This is a genomic window from Gillisia limnaea DSM 15749, assembly GCF_000243235.1.
GTDB classification, from domain to species: domain Bacteria; phylum Bacteroidota; class Bacteroidia; order Flavobacteriales; family Flavobacteriaceae; genus Gillisia; species Gillisia limnaea.
In genome coordinates, this window is sequence record NZ_JH594606.1 from 676,853 (window position 1) to 689,698 (window position 12,846).

Below are 12,846 nucleotides of genomic sequence, written 5' to 3' on the forward strand. Positions count from 1 at the left end.
TAATACCAACAGTGGGTTTAATTCTACGATAAGCACCCGTCCTGTTGGTGAGGGATTTTATTGAATTTCTGAATATTTTTTTTATCACGTACCTCTTGAGCCTGCTCTAAGGTAATTGATGTCTTAAAAGTACAAAAAAAATCCCGTCCCATTTTACAGGGACGGGATTAAAACTATTTCAATTGCCGGTATACCGGAATCTCATTAATTGTAATTAACTTCTTGTTTTCGCTCTTTCATTTCCTCGAAATCCTCTTTAGAACCAACGATAATATTGTCATATTCTCGCATTCCGGTACCTGCAGGGATCTTATGTCCAACAATTACGTTTTCTTTAAGACCTTCAAGATCATCAATTTTTCCGCTAACTGCAGCTTCATTAAGAACCTTTGTAGTTTCCTGGAAGGACGCTGCAGAGATAAAGGATTTAGTTTGTAGCGAAGCTCTTGTAATACCCTGAAGTATTGGCGTAGCCGTTGCAGAAACCGCATCTCTTGCCGTTGCAAGTTCTTTATCCTCTCTTCGTAAGGAAGAATTCTCATCTCTCAACTCACGAATGCTAACAATTTGTCCCGGTTTAAGCTTGGTGGAATCTCCGGCACTTTCAACAACCTTCATTCCAAATATATTATCGTTTTCTTCGATAAAGTCAGCTTTATGGATCAATTGATTTTCAAGGAAAATAGTATCTCCCGGATCTACAATTCGAACCTTACGCATCATTTGGCGTACAACAACTTCAAAGTGCTTGTCATTAATTTTCACACCCTGTAATCTATATACTTCCTGAACTTCATTCACAAGGTACTGTTGAACCGCGTTTGGACCTTTGATACTCAAGATATCTTCCGGCGTTATAGAACCATCAGATAAAGGCATTCCGGCACGTATATAATCGTTTTCCTGAACAAGGATTTGGTTAGAAAGCTTTACAAGATACTTTTTAACTTCTCCTAATTTAGATTCAACGATGATCTCACGGTTCCCTCTTTTGATTTTTCCGAAGGAAATAACACCGTCAATCTCACTTACTACAGCAGGATTTGAAGGGTTACGCGCTTCAAACAATTCGGTTACACGAGGTAGACCTCCTGTAATATCACCTGCTTTAGATGATTTACGTGGGATCTTCACCAAAATTTTACCAACCTTGATCTTTTCGTCTTTGTCCACCATAAGGTGAGCTCCAACGGGAAGGTTATAAGAACGAATCACTTCGTCTTTTTTACCCAGGATCAATAAAGTAGGAATTACCTTTTTGTTCTTAGATTCTGAAATAACTTTTTCCTGGAATCCTGTTTGCTCATCTATTTCTACCTGATACGTAATACCCTGATCAATATTTTCATATTTGATCTTACCGGCAAATTCTGAAATGATCACACCGTTATATGGATCCCACTGGCAGATGATATCATCACGTTTCACAGTATCTCCATCATTGATAAAGATTTGCGAACCATAAGGAATGTTACTTGTAGTCATCACCACTCCCGATTTCTTATCTTTAATCTTAAGTTCTGAAGTTCTTGAGATCACGATATCGGTTATAGATCCATCCGGACCTTCTCCTTTAACAACTTTAAGATCTTCAATCTCGGCAACACCACCAACTTTGGCGATTAATTTATTTTCTTCGGAAACGTTACCTGCAATACCACCCACGTGGAAGGTACGAAGTGTAAGCTGAGTCCCCGGTTCCCCGATTGACTGCGCTGCAACAACTCCTACTGCTTCCCCACGTTGCACCAGCTTATCTGTTGCAAGGTTACGGCCATAACATTTCACACAAATACCCTTTTTAGCTTCGCAGGTAAGTGCAGATCGCACTTCTACGCTTTCTATAGGGGCGTTTTCAATTTTAGCAACAGTAGCTTCGAGAATCTCCTCTCCAGATTTAACCAATAACTCTTCAGTTATAGGATTATATACATCATTTAGTGAAATTCGTCCTAAAATACGCTCTCCAAGAGATTCTACGATTTCATCATTCTTTTTAAGCGGTGATACTTCAACACCACGCAATGTTCCACAATCTTCCTGGTTTACAATTACATCCTGAGAAACATCTACCAACCTTCGGGTTAAGTACCCGGCATCGGCAGTTTTAAGTGCTGTATCGGCAAGACCTTTACGTGCACCGTGTGTAGAGATAAAGTATTCAAGAATTGAAAGACCTTCCTTAAAGTTGGAAAGGATTGGGTTTTCAATAATTTCACCTCCACCTGAGTTTGATTTCTTAGGCTTGGCCATCAATCCCCTCATACCGGTTAATTGACGTATCTGTTCTTTAGATCCCCTTGCACCGGAGTCAAGCATCATATAAACAGAGTTGAACCCTTGATTATCCTCACGAATCCTTTTCATAGCAAGCTCGGTAAGACCGGCATTGGTAGAAGTCCAGATATCAATAACCTGGTTGTAACGTTCGTTGTTGGTAATAAGACCCATATTATAGTTTCCTATAATACCTTCAACCTGCTCATTTGCCTCATCGATCATTGACTGCTTTTCTTCAGGAATAATAATATCACCTAAACTAAAGGACAGTCCACCTGTATATGCAAATTTGTAACCCAGATCCTTAATGTTATCAAGGAACGCTGCAGTTTCTGCAACACTGGTCACTTTTAATACCTTTCCAATTATATCACGAAGCGATTTTTTGGTCAATACTTCATTTATAAAACCAGCTTGCTCAGGAACAGATTCGTTAAATAAAACTCTTCCTACTGTGGTCTCAATAATTTGATTTACCAGTTCGCCTTCCGCATTGAAATCTTTCGCTCTAATCTTGATTACCGCGTTAAGAGCAACTTGCTTCTCATTATAAGCGATTACAACTTCCTCTGCAGAATAAAAAGTAAGACCCTGGCCTTTAATTTTTATATCCCCTTCAGAAACTCTGGGTTTGGTCATATAATAAAGACCAAGCACCATATCCTGAGATGGAACCGTAATTGGGGAACCATTTGCAGGGTTTAGAATATTATGAGAACCTAACATTAATAATTGAGCTTCCAAAATTGCCTCTGGCCCAAGTGGCAAGTGAACAGCCATTTGATCCCCATCGAAATCGGCGTTGAATGCAGTACACGCAAGTGGGTGCAACTGGATTGCCTTTCCTTCAATAAGTTTAGGCTGAAATGCCTGAATACCTAAACGGTGAAGGGTTGGAGCCCTGTTAAGCAATACAGGATGTCCTTTAAGAACATTCTCTAAAATATCCCATACTACCGGTTCTTTTTTGTCTATTATCTTTTTAGCGGACTTTACCGTTTTCACAATCCCTCTTTCAATCAGTTTCCTAATCACAAAAGGTTTGTAAAGCTCGGCTGCCATATCTTTTGGGATACCACATTCGAACATTTTCAATTCCGGTCCTACAACAATTACCGAACGTGCTGAATAATCCACACGTTTTCCCAGCAGGTTTTGACGGAAACGACCTTGTTTTCCTTTTAAGGAATCGGAAAGAGATTTCAACGGCCTGTTAGAATCGGTTTTAACAGCAGATGATTTTCTTGTGTTATCAAAAAGTGAATCTACTGATTCCTGAAGCATACGTTTTTCATTACGTAAAATCACTTCCGGAGCTTTTATTTCTACCAATCTTTTTAAACGATTGTTACGAATAATAACCCTTCTGTAAAGATCATTTAAATCTGATGTTGCAAAACGCCCACCATCCAATGGCACCAAAGGTCTAAGTTCCGGCGGAATGATTGGAATTACTTTCATAATCATCCATTCAGGTCGGTTCTCACGGTTTTTGTTAGAATCGCGAAGTGCTTCAACTACCTGTAATCTTTTTAAAGCTTCGGTTTTACGTTGTTTAGAAGTTTCGTGGTTTGCTTTATGTCTTAGATCGTAAGAAAGTTCATTAAGATCTATTCTTTTTAAAAGTTCTATAAGACATTCGGCACCCATTTTTGCGATGAACTTATTTGGATCGCTATCTTCCAGGTATAAATTTTCCTGCGGAAGCGTATCAAGGATATCAAGATATTCTTCTTCAGTTAAGAAATCTAATCTTTTAAGTTGTTCTCCTTCGGCACTTTTTGCGATACCCGCCTGGATCACTACATAGCGTTCATAATAGATAATCATATCCAATTTCTTGGACGGAAGACCTAATAAATACCCTATTTTGTTAGGTAAAGAACGGAAATACCAGATATGTGCAACCGGAACTACCAAATTGATATGTCCCACACGGTCACGACGTACTTTTTTCTCGGTTACCTCAACCCCACAACGATCACATACAATTCCCTTGTAACGAATTCTCTTATATTTACCACAGGCACATTCATAATCCTTTACAGGACCAAAAATACGCTCACAGAATAAACCGTCACGCTCTGGTTTGTGCGTCCGGTAGTTAATAGTTTCAGGTTTTAGGACTTCCCCTCGAGACTCTGCCAAAATGGACTCGGGTGAAGCTAAACCTATAGAGATCTTATTAAATCTCTTTTCTATAGTATGTTCATTATTTCTAGCCATAATAAGTGATGCTATATAATTATTGTGAAAATCCTGCTTTTTAAAGTTGGGCAAACGAGTGCCCAACTTTAATGGCAGTAATTTATTCTTCTAGTCTAATATCCAATCCTAAACCTTTCAGCTCGTGCATTAACACGTTGAAAGATTCCGGCAATCCCGGCTCTGGCATTGGCTCTCCTTTTACGATAGCTTCGTAAGTTTTTGCCCTACCAATAACGTCATCTGATTTTACGGTCAAGATCTCACGCAAGGTTGCAGAAGCTCCATAAGCTTCCAGCGCCCAAACCTCCATTTCACCAAACCTTTGACCTCCAAATTGTGCTTTACCACCAAGTGGTTGTTGCGTAATAAGAGAGTATGGTCCAATAGAACGTGCGTGCATTTTGTCGTCAATCATATGCCCTAATTTCAACATATAGATCACCCCAACAGTTGCTGCCTGGTCAAACCTGTCTCCGGTACCACCATCATATAGGTGAGTGTGCCCGAAGCGCGGTACACCAGCTTCATCTGTAAGTTCATTGATTTGATCCAGTGTTGCTCCGTCAAAAATAGGAGTAGCATATTTTTTACCCATTTTTTGACCGGCCCATCCTAATACAGTCTCATAAATTTGACCAATATTCATACGGGAAGGTACACCAAGCGGGTTAAGAACGATATCTACCGGAGTTCCATCTTCAAGGAACGGCATATCTTCCTGGCGAACGATACGTGCAACAATACCCTTGTTCCCGTGACGTCCTGCCATTTTATCACCAACCTTAAGTTTTCTCTTTTTAGCTACATAAATCTTAGCCAATTTGATAATTCCTGCAGGCAATTCATCTCCAACAGAGATGGTGAATTTTTCTCTTCTCAAGTTCCCCTGAAGATCGTTTTCCTTAATTTTATAATTATGGATCAAATCTGCAACCAGTTTGTTCAGGTTGTCATCTGTAGTCCATGTGCCCTGAGTAAGGTGAGCATAATCATCTACAGAATTCAACATCTTTAGCGTGTATTTTTTACCTTTTGGTAAAACTTCCTCTCCAAGATCGTTCTGCACTCCCTGAGCGGTTTTTCCACCAACAATAGCAAATAACTTATCTATTAAATTAGCTTTTAAAACAGCGAACTTTGCATCATATTTTTTCTCAAGAGCGGTGACGTCTTCTTTATCCTGAACGCGTTTGCGTTTATCTTTTACTGCTCTTGCAAAAAGTTTTTTATTGATCACCACTCCTCTTAACGATGGATGTGCTTTCAAAGATGCATCTTTTACATCACCCGCTTTATCCCCAAAGATCGCTCTAAGTAGTTTTTCTTCAGGTGTTGGATCGCTTTCCCCTTTTGGAGTAATTTTTCCAATAAGGATATCACCGGGTTTTACTTCGGCACCAATTCTAATCATTCCGTTTTCATCAAGATCCTTGGTGGCCTCTTCAGAAACGTTTGGAATATCATTGGTCAATTCTTCATTACCCAATTTGGTATCACGAACTTCTAAGGAATATTCGTCAATATGAATAGATGTAAACACATCTTCTCTTACAACCCTTTCAGAAATTACGATAGCATCCTCAAAGTTATATCCTTTCCAGGGCATAAAGGCTACTTTCATGTTTCTACCAAGAGCAAGCTCCCCTGCTTCTGTGGCATATCCCTGGCAAAGAACCTGTCCTTTTAATACCCTGTTGCCAACACTAACAATTGGTTTTAGGTTAATAGAAGTTCCCTGGTTGGTTTTTCTGAATTTTATCAAGTTATACGTCTTGGAATCAGATTCAAAACTTACCATTCTTTCTTCTTCCGTACGATCGTACTTGATGGTAATTTTATCTGCATCTACGTATTCCACTACTCCCGCACCTTCTGCATTGATCAATACACGGGAATCTGTAGCTACCTGTCTTTCCAATCCTGTTCCTACAATTGGAGATTCTGCTCTTAATAAAGGTACTGCCTGACGCATCATGTTTGATCCCATCAAGGCCCTGTTTGCATCATCGTGTTCCAAAAACGGAATTAACGAAGCAGAAATTGAGGAAATTTGATTTGGTGCAACATCCACATAGTGAATCTCTTTAGGATCTACTACCGGGAAATCACCTTCCATTCGTGCAATTACCTTATCTGAATCTATTGTTCCATCATCTTTTAAAGGAATGTTGGCCTGAGCGATCTTTTTATCTTCTTCCTCTTCAGCACTCAAATAAATAGGCTGATCTTTAAAGTTGATTCTTCCTTCGCTAACAGTACGATACGGAGTCTCAAGGAATCCCATGCTGTTTACTTTAGAATACACCGCAAGGGAAGATATCAAACCAATGTTTGGACCTTCAGGAGTTTCAATTGGACAAAGCCTTCCGTAGTGGGTATAATGAACATCACGCACTTCAAATCCAGCACGTTCTCTTGAGAGTCCACCTGGTCCTAATGCCGATAATCTACGCTTATGAGTGATCTCTGCCAATGGATTTGTTTGATCCATGAACTGAGATAACTGGTTTGTTCCAAAAAACGAATTGATAACTGAAGACAAGGTCTTCGCATTGATCAAATCTATTGGAGTAAACACCTCGTTATCACGAACATTCATTCTTTCACGAATGGTACGCGCCATACGGGCTAAACCAACACCAAATTGCTGAGACAACTGCTCTCCTACTGTTCTAACACGACGGTTAGACAAGTGATCAATATCATCGATCTCTGCTTTTGAGTTAATTAATTCTATCAGGTATTTCACAATGGTAATAATATCCTCACGGGTAAGCACCTGCTTATCCATTCCAATATCAAGACCAAGTTTTTTATTCATTCTGTAACGACCTACTTCCCCAAGGCTGTAACGTTGGTCTGAAAAGAATAATTTATCTATAATTCCACGTGCAGTTTCTTCATCGGGCGGTTCCGCATTACGCAACTGGCGATAAATATGTTCTACTGCCTCTTTTTCAGAGTTCGTTGGATCCTTTTGCAACGTGTTATGAATAATTGCATAGTCCCCGGTAGAATTGTCCTCCTTATGAAGAAGAATTGTTTTAGTTCCTGTTTCCAGAATTTCTTCTATGTGATCTTTATCCAGTTCTGTATCGCGATCTAAAACGATCTCGTTACGTTCAATGGAAACCACCTCGCCGGTATCTTCATCTACAAAATCCTCATACCAGGTATTTAATACCCTGGCTGCAAGTTTACGGCCTAATACTTTTTTAAGTCCTGTTTTAGAAACTTTTACTTCTTCGGCAAGGTCAAAGATCTCAAGGATATCCTTATCTCTTTCAAAACCAATTGCACGGAAAAGTGTAGTAACAGGTAATTTTTTCTTTCTATCGATATACGCATACATCACGTTGTTTATATCGGTAGCAAATTCTATCCAGGAGCCTTTAAAAGGAATCACTCTGGCAGAATAAAGTTTGGTTCCATTTGCATGGAAAGACTGTCCAAAGAAAACACCAGGAGAACGGTGTAACTGTGATACCACAACACGCTCGGCGCCGTTCACACAAAAAGTTCCGCTTGGAGTCATGTAAGGAATCGTCCCCAGGTAAACATCCTGCACGATGGTTTCAAAATCCTCATGTTCCGGATCTGTACAATAAAGCTTTAAACGGGCTTTAAGCGGTACGCTATAAGTTAAACCACGCTCGATACATTCCTGGATGGAATATCTTGGTGGGTCCACAAAGTAATCAAGAAATTCTAAAACGAATTGATTACGGGTGTCTGTAATGGGAAAGTTTTCCATGAAGGTATTATAGAGACCTTCATCTCCCCTTTCTTCTGATTTTGTTTCTAGTTGAAAGAAATCCTGAAATGACTTAATCTGGACATCCAAAAAGTCTGGATAATCAGGTTTGTTCTTTACAGAAGAGAAATTCAATCTTTCAGTTTGCGTTGCTAACATCAATGGACGGAATTATAATTTATATAAAAAAGTGTGTGCGTTATAGGCTTTAAGCTTTATATACGCAAAAGGGTTTAGACCTTCAGGAGCGAATCCTGAGGTCTAAACCTAAATAAATATTGCTTGTTAAGCTTATTTAAGCTCAACCTCGGCTCCTGCTTCTTCTAATTGTGCTTTTAATGCTTCAGCTTCATCTTTAGAAACTCCTTCTTTAACTGCTTTTGGTGCATTGTCAACTAATTCCTTAGCGTCTTTAAGACCTAAACCAGTTAATTCTTTTACCAATTTAACTACGGCTAGTTTAGCACCACCCGGAGCTTTAAGGATAACATCAAATTCTGTTTGCTCTTCAGCGGCTTCTTCACCACCACCTCCAGCGGCAGCAACAGCTACAGCTGCAGCAGCAGGCTCGATGCCATACTCATCTTTTAATATCCCGGCTAACTCATTAACCTCTTTTACGGTTAAATTAACCAATTGTTCTGCGAAATCTTTCAAATCTGCCATTTTCTATCGTTTTAAAATGTTCTTTAATTTATATTTGTTAAAAAGTGCGTACGTGCTTATTCTTCCTTCTCAGAAAGGGTTTTAAGAATTCCGGCTAATTTACCACCACTTGACTTAAGCGCTGAAATAACGTTTTTAGCAGGTGATTGTAATAATCCGATGATATCTCCAACAAGCTCCTCTTTGGACTTGATATTGACCAGGGTATCTAAATAGTCATCTCCTACATAGATCGCTTCTTCAATAAAAGCTCCTTTAAGCAAAGGCTTATCAGATTTTTTTCTGAATTCTTTGATGATTTTGGCTGGAGCATTTCCAACTTCCGACATCATAATAGATGTATTGCCTTTCAAAACGTCAGGAAGTTCTCCAAATTCTTTATCGGAAGCTTCCATAGCTTTTGCAAGCAATGTATTTTTAACTACTGCTAGTTTTACGTTTGCCTTAAAACAGGCTCTGCGTAAATTTGAAGTACTCAAGGCGTTTAAACCTGAGATATCTGCAAGGTAAATAATGGAATTATTTGATAACTGCGCAGTTAAATCTTCAATTACTAATGATTTTTCTTCTCTTGTCATAATCTATAATATTATTGCTCAGTGAACCTTTTAGTATCAATTTCAACACTAGGACTCATTGTAGAAGAGATATGTATACTCTTAATATAAATACCTTTTGAAGTCGTAGGTTTCAATTTCACCAAAGTGGTTAATAATTCCCTTGCGTTTCCAGCAATTTTCTCAGCATCAAAAGAGGCTTTTCCAATTCCTGCGTGTACAATTCCCGTTTTATCAACTTTAAAGTCAATTTTACCGGCTTTTACATCAGATACTGCTTTTGCAACATCCATAGTTACCGTTCCGGTTTTAGGATTAGGCATCAAACCTCTTGGTCCTAAAATTCTACCTAAAGGCCCTAATTTACCCATTACACTAGGCATTGTGATAATTACATCAACATCTGTCCAACCACCTTTAATTTTATCAAGGTATTCATCAAGACCAACATAATCTGCACCGGCTTGTTTAGCTTCTTCCTCTTTATCGGGAGTTACCAAAGCAAGTACTTTTACGTCTTTACCAGTTCCGTGGGGAAGCGTTACAACACCTCTCACCATTTGGTTGGCTTTACGGGGATCTACATTCAAGCGAACTGCCAAATCTACAGAGGCATCAAAATTTTCACTTGCAACTTCTTTTATTAAAGCAGAAGCTTCAGTTACCGAATACATTTTACCGTTTTCGATCTTTGACTGGGCTTCCTTTTGCTTTTTAGTTACTTTTGCCATTTTTAAATTCTATTTTGGATTAAAACGGCGCTTGCCCTTTAACAGTTACACCCATTGAACGAGCTGTTCCCGCAACCATTTTCATAGCCGATTCTATTGTAAATGCATTTAAATCCTGCATTTTATCTTCAGCAATTGCTCTTATCGTATCCCAGGATACACTCGCAATCTTTTTACGATTAGGTTCTCCAGATCCTTTTTTAGATTTTGCTGCTTCTAATAACTGAACAGCGGCCGGTGGAGTTTTGATAACGAAATCAAAAGACTTATCTTTAAAGACAGTAATTTGAACCGGTAAAACTTTACCAGGTTTATCCTGAGTTCTGGCATTAAATTGCTTACAGAACTCCATTATATTTACTCCGGCAGCACCTAAAGCAGGTCCAACTGGTGGTGACGGGTTAGCAGCACCTCCACGAACTTGTAGCTTAACAACTTTACTTATTTCTTTTGCCATTTTTATAATTTTTAAGTGATAGTTTTACGAGTGGAAGCTTTAAAAACTATCAAAAATATATGTAACACTATTTACTGTTATACTTTTTCAACTTGCATATAACTCAATTCCAATGGTGTTTTTCTTCCGAATATTTTCACCATTACCTCAAGCTTGCGTTTCTCTTCATTTATTTTTTCAACCGTACCATTAAATCCATTAAAAGGACCATCAATTACTTTGATGGTTTCGCCCATGGTAAAAGGAATAGCGACATTATCTGCCTTAACCGATAATTCATCCACCTTACCAAGCATACGGTTAACTTCTGATCTTCTTAATGGAACTGGCTCACCTCCTTTGGTTTCACCCAAAAATCCAATAACTCCATTTATAGATTTGATCATATGTGGAACTTCTCCTCCCAAATTTGCCAAAACCATAATATATCCAGGGAAATAAACACGTTCCTTGGTAATTTTCTTACCATTCCGAACCTGAATTACCTTTTCTGTTGGAACAAGAACCTCACTAACATAATCTTCCATTCCCTGATGGGAAATCTCACGCTCAATATATTCCTTAACCTTATTTTCCTGACCACTTACGGCACGAACAACATACCATTTTTTATCCTTTACCTCTGCCATAGCCATTTATTTAAGATTTGATCCATTCAAAATATTGCTCTATAAGAGAGCTAAATACTGTGTCCACACCCCAAATAGCTAAGGAGAAAATAATTGAAAAAACGGCTACAACTATTGTTAGCCTCTGAGCCTCTGGCCAAGTGGTCCATGTAACGTGGTTTCTTAACTCGTTATAAGACTCTGAAATATAATTAACGATTCCTGCCATTGTATTTTACTATTTGCACGGGTTGAGAGACTCGAACTCACGACACCTGGTTTTGGAGACCAGTGCTCTACCAACTGAGCTAAACCCGTAAATATAAATTAAGGCATCCCACCTTAGGCAGGATACCTTAATTTTATATAGATTTAATTAGTCTAAAATCTCAGTTACCTGACCAGCTCCTACTGTTCTACCACCTTCACGGATAGCAAAACGCAAACCAACGGTCATCGCAATTGTTTGTAACAATTCAACGTGAATGGTCAAGTTATCTCCAGGCATAACCATTTCAACACCTTCTGGCAAAGTAATAGTTCCAGTTACATCAGTTGTACGTACGTAAAACTGAGGACGGTAGTTGTTATGGAATGGAGTATGACGTCCACCTTCTTCTTTTTTAAGAACGTAAACCTCTGCTTTGAATTTTTTGTGAGGCTTTACAGAACCTGGCTTACAAATAACCATACCACGAGAGATTTGAGTTTTCTCAATACCTCTTAATAGTATACCTACGTTATCTCCAGCTTCACCTCTGTTAAGAATTTTACGGAACATCTCAACTCCAGTTACGGTAGAAGTCACTTTCTCTGCTCCCATCCCGATTATCTCTACAGGATCTCCGGTATTTGCAACACCAGTCTCAATACGACCAGTTGCAACAGTCCCACGACCAGTAATAGAGAATACATCCTCGATAGGTAACAAGAATGGTTTATCAACATCACGTTCCGGCAATTCAATCCAGGAATCAACAGCTTCCATTAAGTCCAAAACAGTTTTAGACCATTTTTCATCACCTTCAAGAGCTCCAAGAGCCGATCCTGAAATTACAGGTCCATTATCACCATCATATTCGTAGAAAGAAAGCAAATCTCTTACTTCCATTTCAACTAATTCCAAAAGTTCTTCATCATCTACCAAGTCAACTTTATTCAAGAAAACTACGATTCTTGGAATACCAACCTGACGACCTAAAAGTATGTGCTCACGAGTTTGTGGCATAGGACCATCTGTTGCAGCTACCACTAAGATAGCTCCATCCATTTGAGCAGCACCAGTAACCATGTTCTTCACATAATCCGCGTGACCAGGACAGTCAACGTGTGCATAGTGACGGTTAGCCGTTGCATATTCAACGTGCGATGAGTTAATTGTAATACCTCTTTCTTTTTCCTCGGGAGCATTATCGATTTGATCAAAAGCACTCGCTTCTGAATAACCAGCATCAGCCATTACTTTAGTAATAGCTGCAGTTAATGTTGTTTTCCCGTGATCTACGTGTCCAATCGTTCCAATATTTAGGTGCGGTTTGGAACGATCATAAGTTGCCTTTGCCATAATTAATAATTATTTAATCTT

The 12,846-nt window shown here is 38.9% G+C and carries 9 protein-coding genes and 1 tRNA gene; all 10 read right to left on the reverse strand.

All coding sequences use genetic code 11. From position 1 onward, the window contains the following. Window positions 1–204: 204 nt before the first annotated feature. Complete coding sequence (rpoC, locus tag GILLI_RS04730) at window positions 205–4,506, reverse strand: DNA-directed RNA polymerase subunit beta' (RefSeq protein WP_040506426.1); 4,302 nt, start codon at window positions 4,504–4,506, stop codon at window positions 205–207. Between the two features lie 82 nt (window positions 4,507–4,588). Next, complete coding sequence (rpoB, locus tag GILLI_RS04735) at window positions 4,589–8,401, reverse strand: DNA-directed RNA polymerase subunit beta (protein WP_006987979.1); 3,813 nt, start codon at window positions 8,399–8,401, stop codon at window positions 4,589–4,591. A 132-nt stretch (window positions 8,402–8,533) separates the two neighbouring features. Beyond that, window positions 8,534–8,908 carry a 50S ribosomal protein L7/L12 gene (rplL, locus tag GILLI_RS04740; RefSeq protein WP_006987980.1) on the reverse strand — a complete coding sequence of 125 codons (375 nt, stop codon included), beginning with the start codon at window positions 8,906–8,908 and terminating at the stop codon, window positions 8,534–8,536. Between the two features lie 56 nt (window positions 8,909–8,964). Continuing rightward, a complete protein-coding gene (gene rplJ, locus GILLI_RS04745) occupies window positions 8,965–9,486 on the reverse strand; it encodes a 50S ribosomal protein L10 (protein ID WP_006987981.1) in 522 nt (173 codons plus the stop codon). Between the two features lie 11 nt (window positions 9,487–9,497). After that, a complete protein-coding gene (gene rplA / locus GILLI_RS04750; protein WP_006987982.1) occupies window positions 9,498–10,196 on the reverse strand; it encodes a 50S ribosomal protein L1 in 699 nt (232 codons plus the stop codon). A 19-nt stretch (window positions 10,197–10,215) separates the two neighbouring features. Then, window positions 10,216–10,653, reverse strand: a complete 438-nt coding sequence (rplK, locus tag GILLI_RS04755) for a 50S ribosomal protein L11 (RefSeq protein ID WP_006987983.1) — start codon at window positions 10,651–10,653, stop codon at window positions 10,216–10,218. Between the two features lie 77 nt (window positions 10,654–10,730). Continuing rightward, entirely contained in the window at window positions 10,731–11,282 is a 552-nt protein-coding gene (nusG, locus tag GILLI_RS04760; protein ID WP_006987984.1) for a transcription termination/antitermination protein NusG, read from the reverse strand. Between the two features lie 10 nt (window positions 11,283–11,292). Next, window positions 11,293–11,490, reverse strand: a complete 198-nt coding sequence (gene secE, locus GILLI_RS17975; protein ID WP_006987985.1) for a preprotein translocase subunit SecE — start codon at window positions 11,488–11,490, stop codon at window positions 11,293–11,295. Window positions 11,491–11,506: 16 nt separating this feature from the next. Next, a tRNA-Trp gene (locus GILLI_RS04765) sits at window positions 11,507–11,579 on the reverse strand. Window positions 11,580–11,637: 58 nt separating this feature from the next. Then, entirely contained in the window at window positions 11,638–12,825 is a 1,188-nt protein-coding gene (gene tuf, locus GILLI_RS04770; RefSeq protein WP_006987986.1) for an elongation factor Tu, read from the reverse strand. Window positions 12,826–12,846 lie beyond the last annotated feature (21 nt).